We start from the raw sequence: 19,771 nt of genomic DNA, 5'->3' as shown, positions 1-19,771 counted from the left end.
AATGTAATTCGTCCGGGTAAAAAAAAGCCTCATGGTATTGAAAATCCATGAGGCCTGTACTAAAATTTTATTGTTATTATTTCAAAGTTGCTACCGCATCTTTGATTCTCTGAACCGCTTCTGCCAATGCTTCGTCAGCCGCTGCGGTTGAAATTCTGATACAGTTTGGTGCACCAAAACCAGAGCCAGCTACGGTAGAAACATAAGAATTGTTCAATAACCAGTTACAGAAATCGTCAGAATCTTTGATCAAATTGGTCCCGTCAGACTTGCCGAAATAATAGCTCACATCCGGGAATGCGTAAAATGCTCCGTCAGGCACATTTACTTTGAAGCCTGGAATTTCTTTAAGCAAACCAACCACAAGGTCACGACGACGAGCATAAGCTTTCGTCATTTCTTTTGTCGCATCCAAAGGACCGTTGAACGCAGCCGTAGCCGCTTTCTGAGCGATTGAATTGGTTCCGGACGTAACTTGTCCCTGTAATTTTTCAACGCCGTCAGCGATCCATTTTGCAGCTGCGATGAAACCGATTCTCCATCCTGTCATAGCGAAACCTTTGGCAACACCATTCACAGTGATCACACGGTCCTTCAAAGCCGGGATTGAACCCATGCTGAAATGTCCTGCTTCTGTAAAGTTGATATATTCGTAAATCTCGTCGGCTAAAACATAGATATCCTCATGTTTTTCCAAAACTGCACCGATTTCTCTTAACTCAGCTTCTGAGTAAACAGATCCTGTCGGGTTGTTTGGTGATGCGTACATCACGATTTTGGTACGAGGCGTAATCGCAGCTTCAAGTTGTGCAGCCGTTACTTTGAAATCATTATCAAAAGCACCTTCTACGATCACAGACTTTCCTTCTGCAAGTTTCACCATTTCAGAATAACTCACCCAGTAAGGAGCAAAAATCACTACCTCGTCGCCTGGATTGATCAATACCTGAATTACATTCGCAAGTGAATGTTTTGCACCTGTAGAAACCACAACGTTCTCTGGTTTCCAATCTATATTATTGTCGCGCTTAAGCTTATCAGCAATTGCCTTTCGCAAGTCAGGATAACCTGCTACCGGCGAATAACCGTGAAATCCATCATCAATTGCCTTTTTGGCAGCCTCACAAATAAATGCGGGCGTCTTAAAGTCTGGCTCTCCTACGCTCAGACTGATCACTTTGTGGCCTTGGGCAGCCAATTCACGGGCCATTTTGGTCATCGCCAACGTTGAAGATTCTTCGAGGGCGTTGATGCGGTCGGCCAGCAACCGTGGTTCCACCTGGGTTTGCTCTGCTACTGCGGACATTGCAACAAAAATTAAGTTAAAATGAAAATAATCAGTTTGCGATTTACTCCTTTCGGAATCAGAATCCACAAATTGCCCGCAAAGTTACGGGTTTTTTGGAAGTAGTTTAGAAAATAGGAGGAGTTGAAGAAAAAAAAGAATATATGCCTGAGAATTTTGCTTAATGTAGATAAATAAACTAGCTAAAAACGAATGAATACACATTCATAACCAGCCGCTTACCTCCGCACTTCAATCGAATTCCCGACAATTACCTTTAATTCCTCTGCGTCAAAAGTCAACGGTTCAATCACTCCTTCCACATATTCCAGTTTAATCAGTTGTCCGTTTAACGGCTCGGCCTCGTTGTGATTGATAGTTTTGCCAAATGCCCTAATCACATCAAGACTCTGTGTTGTAGCAAAAACCTGAATATTCTGTGAGGCTGATATTTCAAAAATCAGCTTCCAGAGCTCTTCCTGAATGCCATAATGCAGCCCATTTTCAAGTTCGTCGATAAGGATCACACCGTCCTTACAAGTACTTAAAGCCAGTAAAATTGTCAGGACTCTGTGAATACCGTGACCCATCCGCAGCAGCGAAACACTTTTTCCGTTTTTCAGCGTCGCCAGCGGATTGCGTAAGTTATCCGCCAGAAAATCAATTTCCAGGATCCGATCATCCATAAATTTCAGACAGGTAAGCGCCCTGTCGCTGGTACCCTGCGAAAAACTGTCGAAGGTCGTTTCCGTTAAAAAGCCCTGAATGCTGGAATTCGATTTGATAAATTTGATATTCTCCGGGATCAGGATCTCGTCTTCGGTCAGCAAGTCAGGAGCTTCATCGTTAACCTCCACCCGCTCCATTTCATTCAATTCCTTCTGTGAAGCGTAAAAATTGATCGATTCCAGCAGATTCGTCTTTCCGGTGTTATTCTTGCCGATAATCAGATTTACCTGACTTAACGTATCAATTCCTACATTTTTGAGATTTCTGTAACTCTGGATTTCTAGGGAAGTGATCATCATAAATGCTGGAAAGGTCCAATTTTTGTTCAGTAAAAATATCGGTACATGTTAAAAAACTTCTCCCAAATTTACAAACAATCCTCTTGAACCGCCTGCTCCGAAGCCATAATCCACCGCAATATTTGTGCGGGAAGTTTTATTTATTTTAAGACGGATCCCCAAACCGGCGCCGGGCGCAACTTTATCGAATTTCTTATCAGGCCAATTGGAAAAACTCTGGGCATTTGCAAATACCACACCTCCGATCAAACCATTCTGTGTCAGGACAAAACGATATTCCGATTCAAAATACAACATATTCGGGCTGCGGAACCTTCCCTGGATATATCCCCGCCCTGTATTGTTCGACGGGTCCCAGCTCGTGCTCGGCAAATCCAGATACGGTGGTTTTCCGGCCAGTGTTAACCAGTTAAAATCCCAAAACGCCAGTGTATTCCGGCTTCCTCTCGGAAAATTGACGTATTTTCGGAGTTCCAGAACCAGCGACTGCCAGTTCGTATTACTTCCCAAAAAAGTTAAATTGGTTCTGTAACGCACATTGGCATAAAGCCCGGCTTCCGGATTGATTGAATTTTTCCTGCTGTCATACAACACGTTCCCTACAAGCCCGGACGAAACAGATTTACTGGTGAGCCCATAAGACGTCACATCCTCATTGCTGCCTTCCTGTCTTATCTTCCAGCGATAATCGAGCTGATAACCAATGCCCAGATAAAATGCACCGGTTACCTTTTTGAGGGCCGTCTGGTGCAACCGGACGTGTGAATAATTAATCCGGTCAGCGTCGGATAGCGAACTGTGCCCGCCAAGGCCATAAGTATCCTGTGGATATTTGAAATAACGCCAGTCAAACACGAAATTATAACCATTATCTTTTGTCCAGATATTGGCCAGCACCGGTATCGTAATCTGATTGTACTGCGAATAATTGAAGCTGGTATTGATGCTTGAAATGTTGGTCGTAGCCGTGTCGCTCAGGTAAAACGCAGCATTAGCACTCAGCAAACCCACGACGCCGGTCGAGAGGGTATACCCGACAGCAGGTACCATAGAATACAGAATTTTGCGGGGAGCAACTTCCTTAACTTCCCGGGTTCTTTTGCTTTTTCTCTTCATCTGCCCCAGCACATCCATGATATCCGTCTCGTCCCTTTTTTCCGGCTGCGCGGTACTGTCAGCCGTTATCACCATTTCTCCATGCAGCAAGTCAGGGACAGGTATAACAGCCTGCGCCCGGATATCGCAACAAAAGATGGTGCAAAACGAAAGGAAAAGGACAAGAAAGACAGTCTTGAACAAGTTCACTGATCAGATTAAATGAGATCAAATGTAGTTCAAAATACAAATTCTGTGCCTGGCCTGAACGAGATCTAAGTTTTTTCTAACTGCACGAACGACAGCGCGTTCCATTTTTGGAAATAAAAAAACCGCCAGTTTCTAAAAGAACTGACGGCTTTAAAAGTGTTTACTACAAATATATTATGCCAAAGCAGCTTGCAAATTGTCGTTGATCGCTTCAAGGAATTCCTCTGTGTAAAGGTAATGCTCTCCGTGATTTACTTTGTTGCCATGGATACAAACAGCTAAATCCTTAGTCATTTTGCCACTTTCAACGGTTTCGATACAAACTTTTTCAAGAGTCTGGCAGAAATCGATAAGCGCCTGGTTGCCGTCTTGTTTTCCACGGAATTCCAATCCACGTGTCCAGGCAAAGATCGATGCAATCGGGTTCGTAGAAGTTGGTCTTCCTTTCTGGTGCTCGCGGTAGTGACGTGTCACTGTTCCGTGTGCAGCCTCAGCTTCCAAAGTTTTTCCGTCCGGAGTCAACAATACAGAAGTCATCAAACCAAGAGAACCAAATCCTTGTGCAACTGTATCCGACTGAACGTCTCCGTCATAGTTTTTACAAGCCCAAACAAAGTTACCTTCCCATTTAAGTGCAGAAGCAACCATGTCATCGATCAAACGGTGCTCGTAGTGTACTTTTCCTGCAAATTCAGCATCGTAAACTTCCTGGAAAATATCCTTGAAACGACCATCATATTTTTTCAAAATGGTATTTTTTGTAGAAAGGTACAAAGGCCATCCTTTGCCCAAAGCTACATTGAAGCAAGAACGCGCAAAACCACGGATAGACTCGTCCACGTTGTACATCGCCATAGCAACACCAGGTCCCTGGAATTGATACACTTCATGCTCAATTACTTTTCCGTCTTCGCCTTCGAACTTAACAGTAAGTTTTCCTTTTCCAGGAACAACGAAGTCAGTAGCTTTATATTGATCACCAAAAGCGTGACGTCCTACGATGATAGGAGCAGTCCAGTTTGTTACCAAACGAGGTACATTGCTCATTACGATAGGCTCACGGAATACAGTTCCATCCAAAATGTTACGGATTGTTCCGTTCGGAGATTTCCACATTTGTTTCAGGTTGAACTCAGTAACGCGGTCTTCGTCAGGTGTAATCGTAGCGCATTTGATACCTACACCATATTCTTTAATCGCATTCGCAGCATCGATCGTAACCTGATCATTGGTTTCATCACGATATTCAACACCTAAATCGTAGTACTTAATATCTACGTCCAGATAAGGTAAAATAAGTTTTTCTTTAATAAACTTCCAGATGATACGAGTCATCTCATCACCGTCCAGCTCTACTACGGGATTTGCAACTTTAATTTTGCTCATGATTATTAATTACTATTCGAAAGTTAAAGATATTGAAATGCGACCGTGAAAGTACAAATAATAGACTGAAAAGGCGAAACAAGAAAGGAAGTAAGTTTGATTTTATATGTTGATTCTTTCAAATCGTTTAGCCATGGTTATTTTCAATAAATATATAAATTGCCCATTGAAACCTGCCAGAGGGTGATTTTGACACAATCAGGTTCATTTACATTTAGTTCGGGTTATTTCTCCCGGATGTCGTTTTTACACTGCCAATTTTGCTTCAAACCATGGACAAATCTTCTTTTCGTACCGAGTACCTGCAAAAAAGGAAGGATCTGGATGCGGAAGAAATAACAAAACGCAATGACGGTATTCTGGCCAATACGAAATTGTTCGTCGATGGAAAGTCATTGAAAACCATTCACGTTTTTTTGCCGCAGCATGGCAAAAATGAAATTGACACCTGGAAAATCATCGGATTTTTAAGCCTATTTGATCCTGAAATCAGAATTCTAACACCAAGGGTAATACCCGGCACCCGGGAAATGGAGCACTTCCTGCTCACTCCCGAAACAAAACTGATTGATAGCCGGTGGAAAATTCCGGAGCCCGACCCCGCAACGTCCTTAAAAATATCGCCACAGGAAATCGATGCGGTCCTGATACCTCTTTTGGCCTTTGATAAAAATGGCTATCGGGTAGGATATGGCGGCGGTTTTTATGATCGTTTTCTACCGCAATGCAGGACCGACGTGATGAAGGTAGGTTTGTCGTGCTTCGAAGCAGATGAAAGATTTATCGATATCGATTCTTTTGATATTAAAATGGATTACTGCATCACCCCGCAAACGATCATTAGGTTCTGATCTTTTGAAATCGCGAATCATTTTTTTAGAAAATAATTATATCCATGTTTCCCTGAAAACGAAAAGTGCGACTAAGGAATTAACATAACTAATTCCAGCATTAAAGTCCACTTTAAAACTTTTAGAAAACATGAAAAACTTCCGTACCTATTTATCTGTACTCGCGCTGGCTGCATTGATGACCCTGATTTCTTGTAGCAAGGATGACGATAAGACTGCCGCTGTAAAACCAAGCGAAAACATTATGACGACACTTTTGCAGGAAACTACCTGGACACAAAACACAGCCGCGGCGGTTTCCTGGGAGCTGGGTTATGTTTTCAGCACTTCCTCAGCCGGTAAAATCACAAAATTAAGCTGCAAAATGCCTGAGCCTGGTTCTTACACCGTTTCCTTATGGGATCAGAGCACCAAGGCTTTGCTTCGTCAGAAAACACTGGAACAATCGACGCCCGATAAATTTGTAGAGGCAGGTATTGATGAATTTCTGGTTGAAAAGGATAAAAAATATGTAATCAGCATCAATACCGTTGTGGGCGGAAGTGCCAAAAAGTTTTTTACCATTTCAAATACCAACGTCAATATTTTCCCGATTGCCCGCGGAAGTATTCTGGTTCAGTCTTCTGTGTACAAAGCGGTCGCAACGCCAAAATTCCCTGACGGCGGAGCTGAAACCGGCAGAATGTATGGATTTTCGGATTTTACTTTCATTCCTGATTAAGACTAAAACACTTCATCACTTCCGGGATAACCAGCGACTTAACTCGACTGGTTATCCCGGTTCTTTCTTTTTCGACCCCGTATTTTTCAATAATATGGTCAATATCTTCCCCCTTGACAACCTGCAAAAAGGTTCTGTTCACATCAATTAACAGCGTAAAATCTGATTGCCCAACACCAAAAGCCGACAGCACTCACCACCCGAATTGCGATTCAGAAGCATTTGTACAATAAAAACACCATTTGTTATTAATTTTCATCGTAAATTTGCAGCACTTTTCGGAAGCAGGTCATTTTGGCCAAATTCGTTGAGTAACAGACAATTTTACAAATCACATTAATCTTGGTTTTAGAATGAAAATCGCAGTAGTAGGCGCTACCGGTTTGGTGGGCGGCGAAATCCTCAAAGTGCTCGAAGAGCGTAATTTCCCCGTAACGGAATTATTGGCCGTTGCATCTGAAAGATCTGTTGGTAAGGAAGTTACATTCAAGGGTAAACAGATTAAGGTAATCGGATTTGAGGAAGCCATTGCAGCCAAACCTGAAATCGCGATATTTTCAGCGGGTGGCAGCACTTCTCTGGAACTTGCTCCAAGATTTGCCGAAGCCGGAATTACCGTTATCGATAACTCATCTGCATGGAGAATGGATCCTACGAAAAAACTCGTAGTACCTGAGATCAATGCCGTGACGTTGACAAAAGAAGATAAAATTATAGCGAATCCAAACTGCTCTACCATTCAGATGGTAGTGGTTTTGAATCCGTTACATCAGAAATATAAAATCAAACGTGTTGTTGTTTCTACCTATCAGTCAGTAACGGGTACTGGTAAGGCTGCTGTGGACCAGCTTTTCTCTGAACGCGCAGGCGATCACAGCATTGCAAAGGTTTATCCGCATCAGATTGACCTGAACGTGTTACCGCACATCGATGTATTCCTTGACAACGGTTATACGAAAGAGGAAATGAAGATGACAAACGAGACCAAGAAAATTATGGGTGATGACAGTATCGCTGTAACAGCTACTACTGTTCGTATTCCTACAATTGGCGGGCACTCGGAAGCTGTTAACATTGAGTTTGAAAACGAATTCGATCTTGACGAAGTTCGTCAGATTTTGAGCGAAGCAGAAGGCGTTATAATTCAGGATGATCCTAAAAACTTCCTTTATCCAATGCCATTGACGGCACACGGAAAAGACGAAACATTTGTAGGTCGCATCCGTCGTGATGAGTCTCAGCCAAAAACATTGAATTTGTGGATCGTTGCAGATAACCTTCGTAAAGGAGCTGCTACCAACACCGTTCAAATTGCTGAATTCCTTGCAAAGCATGACCTGGTTGGAGTTTCACAGGAAGCGTAATACTTTAAAATATCAATAAACGCGAAAAGAGTTGTCGGCCGGCAACTCTTTTCGCGTTTATTGATCATGTATTAGCAGAATAACCTGCTCCGTAGGAGCAGCCTGTTTATAGCAATAGATTTCTTTGTTTATATAACACTCCATTGGAGTGTCCTTGAAATGAACAGAAGGCTTCGAGACGGCCGTAATTATCGTATGTACAATGCTTTTCTACAAACACCGAGCTCCAAAGGAGCTATTCGCTACTGCCAATGTCTTGTATCTATCAAAAAATAAACGCCCGTTAATTATCGGTCGACTTCACCCATAACGACGTCAATAGAACCAATAATAGCAACCAAATCCGCGAGTAAAGCACCTTTCGACAACTCACCAATAACAGAGAGATTATTAAACGAACAAGCTCTTGCCTTACACCTTACAGGTATATCCGAGCGCCCATCCGTACGGAAGAAAAATCCGAGCTCTCCTTTCGGGTTTTCGGCACGGACGTAATAATCCATGGCTTTTGGGCGTATTTTCTTAGGAACAACCGCCTGCGGATCAAATGACGGCGTCCGTTTGTGATCCCCTGTCAATTGAATCAGGCTTTGTTCAATCATTTTTACAGATTCCTGGCATTCTACCACGCGCACCCAGGTTCTATCCCAGCAATCGCCCACGGTTCCCATTTTACCTTCTCCGATCGGAACCTCGAAATCCAGTTCCGGATAAACCGAATAACCATCCACACGGCGCAAATCATAACGCAGACCCGATCCACGCAGCATTGGTCCGGTACAGCCGTAATTGATAGCAACCGGCAAAGGCAGGACGCCCACATTGGCAGTACGCTGAATAAAAATCTTGTTATCCACAACCAGCTGCTGCAATTCCAGAAGCTTTGGTTTCAGGTAATTCATAAATTCTGAACAACGCTCCTCAAATCCAACCGGCAAATCATAAAACAAACCTCCGATCCAGATATAATTGTAGAGCATTCTCGCACCGCAAACCCATTCCAGCAAACGCAAAATCTGTTCACGATCACGCATCATCCAAAGAAATGGGGTATAAGCACCAATATCCATGGCATAAGTGCCCAAAGCCACAAAGTGTGACGCGAGTCTGTTAAGCTCGGCAACCACCACCCGGATATATTCAATACGCTTTGGAATGTCATTCTCAATACCCAACATCCGTTCCACACCCATCACATATGCATGTTCGGAGTTCATCGCTGTTACGTAATCCATCCGGTCTACGTATGGAATGATCTGATTAAAGGGCAGAGCCTCAGCATGTTTTTCAAAACAGCGGTGCAGATATCCCAGATGTGGCACTACGTCAACGATCACCTCACCATCCGTCACTACTTCCAGCCTCAACACACCGTGTGTCGATGGATGTTGCGGCCCCATATTCAGCACCATTTCCTCAGTACGAAGCGTTTCGGAGTTGTACTTATTCGGGGCGGAAACTGAAAGATATTCAGGACGGTATTCGTATTGGATGGCGTTACTCATGCTATTTTCTTATTTTCTCTTCTCAGAAAGTCTTTTCAAATATACGAACAAAAACCTCACCGAATTGATTGCCAAATGCAGATCAGAACCAACCCACACATCGATCAATGACTAGAATCGTTGCAGTTTTTGATCAAGTACTTCAACTTTTAACGGACCTATAGGCCTACCTTCATTATGCAGCCGGTCAACGGCGGTAATATAATACACATATCTCTTGCCAGACTGAACAGTCATATCTACGAAACGCTCGCCTTCATAAGCCATGCCCAGAATCTTCCTTGGATCATGGGCCGTCGGTTTATCAGTCGGTTCAAAACGGTAAATAACGTAATAGGTAGCTGTTTCACCATCCGTTGCAGGGTCGGGTTTTTCCCAGAATAATTCAAGTCCATTATTCAGCAAAGTTGCTTTCAGACTTTTAGGTGAAAGCGGTGGAATTGCATCTTTCCATGTCATCGTCGGAACCAGGGCCGGATAATAGAACAGGTCATTCCGCAGGGAATCCACAAAACCCAGATTATTATTTTTTAGAGAACGGGAGCTGAAAAATATAGTCCCCTCTGCTTCATTCTCCCTCGAATAACGAACCTGATTTGGCATTTCTCTCGGATTAGCCCATTGCGCATCCTTTTCCTTGCCGCCTACACGATAGGCCCCGAGCCCCACATAAAAGTGGCGGCCATAACAATTCTCCGTCCACCAGTCTACGAGGTTTTTATAAGGTACTTTACCAAATTTTGAAGAAAAATAAACCTGTGGAGCGATATAATCCACCCATCCTTCACGAACCCACTTCCGGCTATCAGCAAAAAGATCATCATAGGATGCAAGCGCGCCATATGTTTTTGAACCTTCCGAATCCGTTCCCTTATTTCTCCACACACCGCAAGGACTTATTCCAAACTTGATGCGCGGATTTGTAGCCATCAGTGCATCGTGAATTTGTTTGACAAGCAGATCAACATTATTTCTCCTCCAATCCGCTTTCGTCGCAAATCCTCTCCCATATTTCCGGTATGTCGCTTCGTCTTCAATGGTTTGCCCGGCGACCGCATACGGGTAAAAATAGTCATCAAAATGAATTCCGTCAACATCGTAGTTTTTAGCCACGTTGACGGTTATATCAGTTATAAACTGGCGTACTTCGGGCAGGCCAAAGTCAAACAATTTATAACCATCATAACTGATTATCCATTCCGGATGTATTTTACTGATATTTTCGGAAGAGACACTTCTTGAAGATTTATGAACCAGACGATTCAGGTTTAGCCAGGCATGAAATTCAAGTCCCCGCTTATGAGACTCTCTGATCATAAATTCCATTGGATCCCACATCGGTTCGGGCCGGCGTCCTTGCTGGCCGGTTAACCATTCAGACCAGGGCTCAGCGCTTTTTGCATAGAAGGCATCCCCGGCAGCGCGTACCTGGACAAAAACTGCGTTCATTCCTACCCTTTTGTGAAAATCAAGAAGCGCTGAAAACTCATTTCGCTGTTCATCAGGCACAAGATTTTTACTGCTGGGCCAGTCGATGTTATCAACCGTAGCAATCCAGACGGCCCTGAATTCTCTTTTGGGTGGATATATACTCTCAGAATCAGTGCTTTGGGCTTTGCAACCGTTAAGCAAAAAAGTGGTCAGCAGTAAGGTAAACGCAATAATTGGGATTTTTTTCACTATATAACGAATGCAAAATGTTAATCCGATCAAAGTAACGTATTTTAGTCCAAAGTTAGCCGAGAAGTTGCTTAATTTGTCTCAACGGCAAATAAACATGTTCAATATATTGTTATTGTGAATAATTTTTCTGCATATTTATTGTGTAATTACAAGGTTTTTTTGTGACAAAACGCAAAAATTTTACCCTTTGCATATACAGCTATAACGTTTTAACCTATATCCCATATTGGAACCATTTGTAAAAACAACTAAAAAAAACGTCCTTTTTGAAATAGCCTGGGAGGTTTGTAATCAGGTCGGTGGGATTTATACTGTTATCCGGACTAAAGTGCCGGCAATGGTGGAAAAGTGGGAAGATAATTACTTTTTGCTAGGCCCTTATTTTGAAAAGAAGGCATCCTCCGAATTTGAAGAAATTACGGATTTGGATGACTGTACTGTTGGCCGCACAGTGCGCAGATTGCGTGAAATGGGTTATAGAGTACATTATGGTTTCTGGCTTGTAACCGGCAAACCACGTGTTGTACTTTTTGACCTCGATAGCATTGCTCATGAGCTGGATGTTATCAAGTACAATCTTTGGGAAAATAACCGGATCTCGACTATTAATGTGGAGCCGCTGGTCAACCAAACCTTATGTTTTGGGGAACTGGTGCGTATTTACCTGAAAGAATATGCAGAAGAAAATGCGCGTAGAGAGGAGATATCTGCCCAATTTCACGAATGGATGGCGAGCAGCGGACTGCCCGACCTCAAAAGAGAAAATGTAAAAATCGCAACGACTTTTACCACACACGCAACCATGCTTGGCCGGTATCTGGCTCAAAACGTCGATGGATTTTACAGTAAACTTCCATTTTTTGACTGGGAACAGGAAGCAAGGAATTACGGCATCGTAACCCAGGCTTCCATTGAAAGACAAGCTGCCTTAGGTGCCCACGTGCTGACGACCGTAAGTGATGTTACGGCCCGCGAATGCGAGGTTTTCCTGGGAAGAATGCCGGATCTGGTGACGCCAAACGGATTAAACGTGGTCAGGTTTCAGGCTGTCCATGAATTCCAGAATCTCCATTTGAAGTATAAGGAACGGATTCATGAATTTGTTTTGGGACATTTTTTCCCGAGTTATTCTTTTGATCTTGACAAAACGCTCTACTTTTTCACGTCGGGGCGCTACGAGTACAGCAACAAAGGTTATGACCTGACGCTGGAAGCACTTGCACGCCTTAACTGGAAAATGGTGCAGGCCAATATGGATACGACTGTCGTGATGTTTATCGTGACCAAACAACCATATTATTCTGTAAATCCTGATGTTTTGCAGTCGAGAGCGGTACTGAATGAATTGCAGGAAACCTGTACTGCCATTGAAAAAGAAGTAGGCGAAAAATTGTTTTTGGCGGCTGCATCCGGTGTTGACCACAAGATGCCAGACCTGAATAATTTTGTTGATGAATACTGGCGTCTGCGCCTACGCCGTACCATTCAGACCTGGAAAACGGATAAACTGCCTGCCTTTGTAACCCACGATTTAAAACAGGAAGACGGAATCACCGATTTCTGTAAAAAGGCCAATCTTGTGAACAATGAGCGCGACCGGGTTAAAATTGTTTATCACCCTGATTTCATTTCGTCAACAAATCCGCTATTTGGTCTTGACTATGGGCAGTTTGTTCGCGGATGCCATCTTGGTGTTTTCCCAAGCTATTATGAACCGTGGGGATATACACCGCTGGAATGTGTGGTTCGCGGCGTTCCGACTGTGACGAGTGATCTATCCGGTTTTGGCGACTATATCATGCAGATCATGAGAGATTATGAAAATCGTGGTATTTATGTCATTAACCGTAAATCACAGACTTATGCGCAGGCTGCCGATCAAATGGCTGATATTTTGTTCAAATTTGTGAAAATGCAGCGCCGCGACAGGATCATGCAGCGCAACCGGGTTGAGAATATCTCCGATGTTTTCGACTGGATGAACCTGAGATCTTATTATGATACGGCTCACGATCTGGCTGTCAAAAGAAGAAAACCCTGACGGAAGCTAATATCTTCCCGTAAAACATAAATCGTAAAAAGCCCGCAATGCCGCACACGCGCATTTGTGGGCTTTTTTAAGTCATATCCCTTGAATTCCTAAAAAAAATCAACACCTTCACCGTCGATTATCTATATCCCAAAAAGCATGAATTACGTAGAAGTACAACTGGAACTACAATCAGAGTTTACAGAAATATTAATGGCTGAGCTGGCCGAGGCTGGATTTGAATCTTTCGTGGAAACCGACGAAGGTTTATCGGCATACATACCGGAAGAAGATTTCAATGAGACGGCATTGCAAGAGTTAATCGCCAAATACAGTGATATGACTGCAATAGCGGGAACATGGAAATCGTTAGAAAGGAAGAACTGGAATGAGGAGTGGGAAAGAAGTTATGAGCCTATTGAAGTTGGCAAAGAAATCCGGGTGCGGGCCACTTTTCACGAGCCTGATCCGGATTTTACCTATGATTTGCTGATTCAACCGAAAATGTCGTTTGGCACCGGTCACCACGAAACAACCTGGCTGGTCATGAACGAACAGCTAAACCTTCCCCATGCAGGCCTTTCGATTATGGATGTCGGTTGCGGGACAGGAATTCTGGCGATTCTGGCTTCAAAACTGGGCGCGACGAGTTTGCTGGGTTTTGATATTGACGAATGGGCGGTTGAAAATACGGTCGAAAATTTTGCAATGAACGGGCTGGGAGAGGAAGCGGAGGTTTTTAAAGGAACGATCAACGAGGTTCCCTCCGAGAAAATGTTCGGTGGAATTCTGGCTAATATCAACCGTAATATCCTGCTCGATGAAATCCCGAAATACATTCAGCATCTGCTGCCGGGAGGATGGCTCGTAACCAGCGGATTTTATGAAATGGATCAGGCAGATATTGAACGTTGTGCCGAAGAAAGCGGCCTGAAAAAACTAAGATCCAATACACGTAATCAATGGGCAACCGTTGTTTTTGAAAAAGAAAAATAGATCCTGCGTTTTAAGCCATTGAAATGTTACTTACTGCATTTCAATGGCTTAAATAAAGAAATCATAAGATCAACCTTGGCTGCATACTACATGAAGATCACCCGTTACTTCCTGTTAATCTGTATAATCCTGCTCTCAGGAAAAAATTTATCCGCGCAAAATATCAAAGCTTCCGACGATCCGGGCCAGTTTATGGTCCAGATCCGAAAGCTCATGGACGGTACAAAAAATCCACTTTACATGCGGTCGACTGCCCAGCTGGACAGCATCTGGATGAGCGGTATCAGTGCGCCTCAGCAGGCAAAATTTATTGGCGTTGTCCGTACGCAATTCTCCAAAGGACAAAAAGCAGGCCCTGTCCTGCATCTTCTGATCAAAAATACGCATACGCTCGCGAAGGGAGCAGGAAACGACGTGGACGGTTTTCTTGATCTCGCCGCAAAATCCGGTGAAAAATATGACGCAAAAACTTTTCAGCGTATTCTGGAAACAATAAAAAATACGATTGAAACCAATAAACTATACACATCGAATTTCAACTCACTTTATCTGCTGAGCGGCTCGTACAAATTCCGGTTTGATACCACCAGCGCAGCAGTCGTGGAAGCACAGAAGGTGCAGGCCGCCGACAACTGGGATACTCCTGTCGACTCAAACATTGTTATTTCTCCTAAATCAAATCCTATCCCGCCCGTTTCAGGTGCCGTGATAGACCTGCAAAACGTAATGTTTGGCATGGTGGCGGCCGGCGACTCAACCGTATTCGGTCCCGCAACCGGAAGTGTTTCCTTGAAAGAAGGTATTTTCGCCGGAAAAGGAGGGAAATTTAATTGGCAGGCCGCAGGAGATTCTTCGATTTTTGCTGATTTAGATACCTATTCTTTTAACATTACCCAGCCAAAATTAGTGGCTGAAAATGTTACATTACACGACGAAAATCAGCTTGCCAATCCCATCAAGGGTACTTTGGAGTATCGGAGTGTAAAAAGATCAAAAAGCCAACCAGCCCCGTATCCTCGTTTTGTTTCCAACCGTAACGACGCGAAACTTAAAGCATCGCGAAAAAATATCGATTATAAAGGAGGTTTTGCCTTGATCGGCACAACGATGTATAGTACTTCACTGAGCGATGAACCTACCAAAATCACGGTTTCTTACAAGGAAAAACCGGCATTTACCGTCACAAGCCGCAAGTTTGCGCTGAAAGATTCCGTGATTTCGGCACCCATGGCAACTTATTCTATGCCATTGGGACGAGATTCTTTGTATCACCCCGGTGTCACATTTTTTTACAATGATCAGGAGGGACAGGTAAAACTGGGACGTGCAGAAAAAACAGATTTTGCGCCGCTTCCTTATCAGGATTCTTATCACAAAATGAGCATCTGGTCGCAGGCAATGCGCTGGAATTTCCCGAACGATAAGGTAGAATTTTTACGCATCGACGGAAAACAGGTTGTACCGGTAAAACTGGAATCCTTCGATTTTTTCAAAAAAGAACGTTTCAGGGGAATTGCGCAGGAATATGGTTTTCAGCCGCTTTTAATGGCCGTTAATTATTCCCAAACTGAAAAAAAACCGACTTTTTTAGCGGAAGATGTGGCTAGAAAATTCAAGCAGGATCCCGTGATCCTTCACCGTGCATTAGAAAGGCTTGCCCTGGAAGGTTATTTCAAGCATGATAAGGTAACGGACGAATTTGCCGTTTCCAAGAAAGGGATTCTTTACGTTTTGGGTAATATTGACAAAACGGATTATGACAACTTCCAGGTAACGTCTCAGTTCTCGGCTAACGATGAAGTGGCCAATGCGACCATCTCCATGAAGGATACGCTGCTGACCGTTCTGGGCGTTGGCAGGTTTATCGTCAGTGATTCATTGAAAATATACGCTGTTCCTTCTGACAAGAAACTCGTTATTGCCAAAAATCGTGATTTTACCATGAACGGACAGCTGGTTGCCAATAATTACCAGTTCAGAGGCTCAAATCTAAAATTCAATTACGGTCAGTTTTTTGTCAATGTAAATCCAAACGACTCGATCACATTTACGCCAAAGGAAAAATTTGCCAAGGGACAATCCGGACAAGTTGGCGGACACGTGAAATATGAAAAAGGAGGTACATTTTACCTGAGTGATCCTCAAAATAAGTCAGGTATCCAGAAAGGGAAAAAATCACCGAGGCTTGTCGTACCCGACGGGATGATCGTTTATTTCGATCAGCCGGAAAGGGGTACCGTTCTGTATCCGCGAGAGGTCTTTTTCAAAATTCCGAAGATTGATATGGACGGGCTGGATCAGCGCGACGTGATTTTTGAAGGAACATTTAATTCAAACGGCATTATCCCGCCCGTTCAGACCATCCTGAAAAGTATGCCTGATAACTCCCTCGGATTTGAGTACAAACCGCCGGTAACTGAAATGAAACTATACGGAGGGAAAGCCATGGCGCGGTTCACGGATACGCTCGTGATGGATAACAGCGGTTTGAAGTCGAAGGCTGTCATGCGTTATTTATCTGCCTCCATGACGGCAAAAAATGTGCTGTTGACCTCCGATTCCCTGCTTGCGTCTGGTGAACTGGCGAGCATAAAAGAAGCCACCATCGGCAAAGGTTATTTCCCGGCCGTAGAATTGAAAGACTATGCATTGCGCTGGTTCCCGAATTCCGACAGCATGTTTATCAACACACAGGGTAAATCCTTTTCGTTTTACAAAGGAACAACGAGTCTGGAAGGTGGTTTGCTCTTGCGTTCTTCGGGACTTTATGGAAATGGCAAGCTAAAACGGCCCGATTCAGAGTTAACTTCTTCTGATATAAAATTCAATAAGGACGGATTTCTTGCCAATAAATCACAGTTTGTAATTAACGGAGGACAGCCCAAAGCAGCGAAAGATATCCTGACAGGTAAAAACGTTAATATCGACTTCAACATCAAAACGTCGATCGTAAACTTTGTTACCGATTCCACCGGTTTCGATTCCGATTCGTCGGGCATGCAGCTTCCCGCGGCGTCTTATCAGACGCTGATTGCCACAGCAAAATGGGACATCCTGAAAAAAACTATTTTGATGAAAGGTTTCGGCGAAACATCTTCCTATACCTCCATCTCCCCCGAACAGGAAGGTCTGACTTTCCAGGGCTCTGAGGGGATTTATGATGTGGATAAAGTAACGCTGAATGTTCGCGGTGTACCCTTTATCCGTACGGCAGACGTTAAAATCATTCCTGATAAAGGCATGGTGAGCATTGGTAGCAACGGAAAAATTGTTCCGTTAAAGAAAGCCCGGATCGAGATCGACACCCTGAATGCCTCTCACCGTCTGCGTGATGCCGATATAAAAATTGATTCACGGAACCGCTTTGAGGGATCGGCTACTTATCAGTACATCACCGCCCGAAAAGACACTTTCAATATCAAGATGCAGAATTTTGAATTGAGGGAAATTGAGGCTGCGGCAGAAGGCAAAAAATCAAAAAATAACAAGGAAGCCGGCCCGATCCGATATTACACCACGGCCAAAGCGCAGATCAAGGAAGCGGAAAACCTGATCCTTTCACCGAGAATCCAGTATAAAGGTGATATCAATCTAATCGCCTATCAACCATCGCTGCAACTGGACGGATTTGTAAAACCTGTTATAAAATTCCGCAAGGACTTCCAGAGCTCATGGATTGTGTACAAAGATGCTCCGGGTGAAACTGTTGGTGTTAAAATTGATAAAAACCTCAAAAACGAACACGAGCTGCCGCTTTCCGTGGGTCTGCATTTCAATGAAAGCCGCGGTATGTACATGTCGTTTTTATCTCCGAAAGAGTCTGACGGCGATCAGGATATCTATCTGGCACAGGGAACGATGAACTACGATGAAGACAAAAAAGCCTTCAAAGTAGCGCCGCCGCCAGGTCCGGATGGTCTGGTTGATGAAGCCAATACGCTGACTTTTGATGACAAAACCGGTATTGCCTCGTTTTCCGGTCCGATGAAATTTACCGCCACGGATTGGCTGCAATCTACCGGTATTGCAAATGTGCAGGTGGACAGTTCCCGTTTCAAATTTAATTCGATGCTGCTGATGAAACTTTCAGCGCTGGAACCGGTCCTGCCTCAGCTGGCTGCCAAAATCGTGGAAACGAACCTGGAAGAACAAAACAGCACTGCAGCCGACGACGATGCCGAGCAGCTGAACAGAAAACTTTCAGCACTGATTGGTTCCAAAGCCGTGGACGCCTATGTGAAACTTTCCGCTGCGGGTTACAAACCATTGTTCGATGCGTCTCCTGCATTGGACGTACCGCTGGTGATATCCAGCGTGGATCTGCACTGGTCGCCGGTACACAACGCGTATTTCTCTCAGGGGCCAATCGGTGTTTCAAATTTTGGCAAAAACAACATCAATGCGCAGATGGACGGCGTGCTGGAAATTCGTCGTTCTGAACTGGGTGATGAGTTTAGCCTCTTTCTTCAGGCCTCGCCGGATGTCTGGTATTATTTTGACCTGAAAGAAAAAGAGCTTGGCGTTGTTTCCTCCCAGGTTGATTTCAATGACCTTGTTACCTCAAAAGGAGCCAATGTAAAATCCAAAGATATGACTTTGGTCTCTTTGGGCGTTGAAGAGAAGGATTTGTTTGTAAACAGGTTTGACGACTTCTACCAACCGGCGGTGAAAAAGGCAAAACTTACCAAGACTGTCAAGAAAAAAGTGGTTCCGGCGGAAGAAAAAAAGAAAAAAGAAGAAAAGGCGGATGGGTTCTGATTGTCAAACTATTATGACGTAAATTTTAATTTTTCGTTAAGTAAACCTATTTTTGCAATTTGATGTTTTAATACCGTTTGCTTGGTTAAGTAGCAAAAGTATCGTATTTTTAAGAAACTTTTAAAGTTCAAATTAACCTACTAATAATACAAAATGAGCGTAGCCTTGTTTATAATTACGACGATAGCCGCCTATTTATTAGGATCTATACCGAGTTCAGTATGGTACGGAATTGGTTATTTCGGAATTGATGTACGGAAGCACGGAAGTGGAAATGCGGGAGCTACAAACACCTTCAGGATACTTGGCAAACGGGCTGGTACCATTGTTATGCTTATTGATGTTATGAAAGGCTGGACCGCCACCTGTCTTGCTTCCATGCTTTTTTACATGGGAACAATCGGTGAGGGAGATATCCTGATGTACAAGATTATTTTTGGTATCATTGCCATTGTAGGGCATATTTTCCCGGTATTCGTTGGGTTTAAAGGGGGTAAAGGTATTGCGACCCTGTTGGGTATGGTACTAGCCATTCACCCTGAACTTGCCGCCATGAGTATCACCATTTTCCTGCTGACATTAATTGCCTCTCAATATGTTTCGTTAAGCTCTATCCTTGCAACACTGGCTTTCCCGGTTTTATCATTACTGGGCGTTTTCGGACAGCCCGAGACGTTACTGGTAATCTTCGGTTTTGTTATGTTCGTTTTGGTGGTGATCACGCATCAGAAAAACATTGTGAGACTGTTGAATGGAAATGAAAACCGCGTGAACATTTTCGCGAAATCAAAGTCAAAAGGACATTCCTGAAAAATTAAAAAATAGAAATACCCGCCCCTAAGGTTCCAACCTTAGGGGTT

At 43.6% G+C, this 19,771-nt stretch carries 14 protein-coding genes; 7 read left to right on the top strand and 7 right to left on the bottom strand.

Annotated features, from left to right (window positions below; translation table 11 throughout):
- Positions 1-76 precede the first annotated feature (76 nt).
- From M1L62_RS20290 to M1L62_RS20275, 4 genes are all read right to left on the bottom strand, one after another.
- Complete coding sequence (locus tag M1L62_RS20290; RefSeq protein ID WP_254561452.1) at positions 77-1,306, bottom strand: pyridoxal phosphate-dependent aminotransferase; 1,230 nt, start codon at positions 1,304-1,306, stop codon at positions 77-79.
- A gap of 218 nt (positions 1,307-1,524) precedes the next feature.
- Positions 1,525-2,313, bottom strand: coding sequence for an AAA family ATPase (locus M1L62_RS20285; RefSeq protein ID WP_254561451.1), 789 nt, complete (start codon positions 2,311-2,313; stop codon positions 1,525-1,527).
- 48 nt (positions 2,314-2,361) lie between these two features.
- Complete coding sequence (locus M1L62_RS20280) at positions 2,362-3,612, bottom strand: BamA/TamA family outer membrane protein (RefSeq protein WP_254561450.1); 1,251 nt, start codon at positions 3,610-3,612, stop codon at positions 2,362-2,364.
- 180 nt (positions 3,613-3,792) lie between these two features.
- On the bottom strand, positions 3,793-5,004 hold the full coding sequence (locus tag M1L62_RS20275) for an NADP-dependent isocitrate dehydrogenase (RefSeq protein WP_254561449.1): 1,212 nt from the start codon (positions 5,002-5,004) through the stop codon (positions 3,793-3,795).
- A gap of 272 nt (positions 5,005-5,276) precedes the next feature.
- Here M1L62_RS20275 and M1L62_RS20270 point away from each other — a divergent pair, with 272 nt between their 5' ends.
- Positions 5,277-5,855, top strand: coding sequence for a 5-formyltetrahydrofolate cyclo-ligase (locus M1L62_RS20270; protein WP_254561448.1), 579 nt, complete (start codon positions 5,277-5,279; stop codon positions 5,853-5,855).
- 130 nt (positions 5,856-5,985) lie between these two features.
- Complete coding sequence (locus M1L62_RS20265) at positions 5,986-6,576, top strand: DUF4082 domain-containing protein (RefSeq protein WP_254561447.1); 591 nt, start codon at positions 5,986-5,988, stop codon at positions 6,574-6,576.
- Here M1L62_RS20265 and M1L62_RS20260 read toward each other — a convergent pair.
- A complete protein-coding gene (locus tag M1L62_RS20260; RefSeq protein ID WP_254561446.1) occupies positions 6,563-6,718 on the bottom strand; it encodes a hypothetical protein in 156 nt (51 codons plus the stop codon). The genes M1L62_RS20265 and M1L62_RS20260 overlap by 14 nt on opposite strands.
- A gap of 211 nt (positions 6,719-6,929) precedes the next feature.
- On the opposite strand from M1L62_RS20260, the gene M1L62_RS20255 reads away from it, so the two are divergent.
- Positions 6,930-7,940, top strand: a complete 1,011-nt coding sequence (locus tag M1L62_RS20255) for an aspartate-semialdehyde dehydrogenase (RefSeq protein ID WP_254561445.1) — start codon at positions 6,930-6,932, stop codon at positions 7,938-7,940.
- Between the two features lie 287 nt (positions 7,941-8,227).
- On the opposite strand, the gene M1L62_RS20250 is transcribed toward M1L62_RS20255, so the two are convergent.
- Together M1L62_RS20250 and M1L62_RS20245 are read right to left on the bottom strand one after the other, a co-directional pair.
- Positions 8,228-9,445 carry an NADH-quinone oxidoreductase subunit D gene (locus M1L62_RS20250; protein WP_254561444.1) on the bottom strand — a complete coding sequence of 406 codons (1,218 nt, stop codon included), beginning with the start codon at positions 9,443-9,445 and terminating at the stop codon, positions 8,228-8,230.
- A 111-nt stretch (positions 9,446-9,556) separates the two neighbouring features.
- The gene (locus tag M1L62_RS20245; RefSeq protein ID WP_254561443.1) at positions 9,557-11,125 is read right to left on the bottom strand and encodes a glycoside hydrolase family 10-like protein; all 1,569 of its coding nucleotides are present in this window, start codon (positions 11,123-11,125) and stop codon (positions 9,557-9,559) included.
- Positions 11,126-11,354: 229 nt separating this feature from the next.
- Here M1L62_RS20245 and M1L62_RS20240 point away from each other — a divergent pair, with 229 nt between their 5' ends.
- The 4 genes from M1L62_RS20240 to plsY all read left to right on the top strand — a co-directional run bounded on the left by M1L62_RS20240 (position 11,355) and on the right by plsY (position 19,721).
- A complete protein-coding gene (locus tag M1L62_RS20240) occupies positions 11,355-13,169 on the top strand; it encodes a glycosyltransferase (RefSeq protein WP_254561442.1) in 1,815 nt (604 codons plus the stop codon).
- A 147-nt stretch (positions 13,170-13,316) separates the two neighbouring features.
- Entirely contained in the window at positions 13,317-14,153 is an 837-nt protein-coding gene (prmA, locus tag M1L62_RS20235) for a 50S ribosomal protein L11 methyltransferase (protein ID WP_254561441.1), read from the top strand.
- Between the two features lie 75 nt (positions 14,154-14,228).
- Positions 14,229-18,911 (top strand): hypothetical protein, encoded by a 4,683-nt coding sequence (locus M1L62_RS20230; protein WP_254561440.1) that lies wholly within the window; start codon positions 14,229-14,231, stop codon positions 18,909-18,911.
- A gap of 153 nt (positions 18,912-19,064) precedes the next feature.
- Positions 19,065-19,721 (top strand): glycerol-3-phosphate 1-O-acyltransferase PlsY, encoded by a 657-nt coding sequence (gene plsY / locus M1L62_RS20225; RefSeq protein WP_254561439.1) that lies wholly within the window; start codon positions 19,065-19,067, stop codon positions 19,719-19,721.
- Positions 19,722-19,771: the final 50 nt, after the last annotated feature.

The sequence above is a fragment of the Dyadobacter diqingensis genome, from assembly GCF_024220585.1.
GTDB classification, from domain to species: Bacteria; Bacteroidota; Bacteroidia; order Cytophagales; family Spirosomataceae; genus Dyadobacter; species Dyadobacter diqingensis.
Note: the sequence above shows the minus strand (reverse complement) of the source record. Positions and strands in the feature narration are given on the sequence as shown.

Excerpts from the sequence above, each read along its gene's own strand:
- M1L62_RS20265 (WP_254561447.1), top strand. The coding sequence starts at position 5,986 with ATGAAAAACTTCCGTACCTATTTATCTGTACTCGCGCTGGCTGCATTG.
- prmA (WP_254561441.1), top strand. The coding sequence starts at position 13,317 with ATGAATTACGTAGAAGTACAACTGGAACTACAATCAGAGTTTACAGAA.
- M1L62_RS20250 (WP_254561444.1), bottom strand. The coding sequence starts at position 9,445 with ATGAGTAACGCCATCCAATACGAATACCGTCCTGAATATCTTTCAGTT.
- plsY (WP_254561439.1), top strand. The coding sequence starts at position 19,065 with ATGAGCGTAGCCTTGTTTATAATTACGACGATAGCCGCCTATTTATTA.
- M1L62_RS20275 (WP_254561449.1), bottom strand. The coding sequence starts at position 5,004 with ATGAGCAAAATTAAAGTTGCAAATCCCGTAGTAGAGCTGGACGGTGAT.
- M1L62_RS20255 (WP_254561445.1), top strand. The coding sequence starts at position 6,930 with ATGAAAATCGCAGTAGTAGGCGCTACCGGTTTGGTGGGCGGCGAAATC.
- M1L62_RS20290 (WP_254561452.1), bottom strand. The coding sequence starts at position 1,306 with ATGTCCGCAGTAGCAGAGCAAACCCAGGTGGAACCACGGTTGCTGGCC.
- M1L62_RS20270 (WP_254561448.1), top strand. The coding sequence starts at position 5,277 with ATGGACAAATCTTCTTTTCGTACCGAGTACCTGCAAAAAAGGAAGGAT.
- M1L62_RS20285 (WP_254561451.1), bottom strand. The coding sequence starts at position 2,313 with ATGATGATCACTTCCCTAGAAATCCAGAGTTACAGAAATCTCAAAAAT.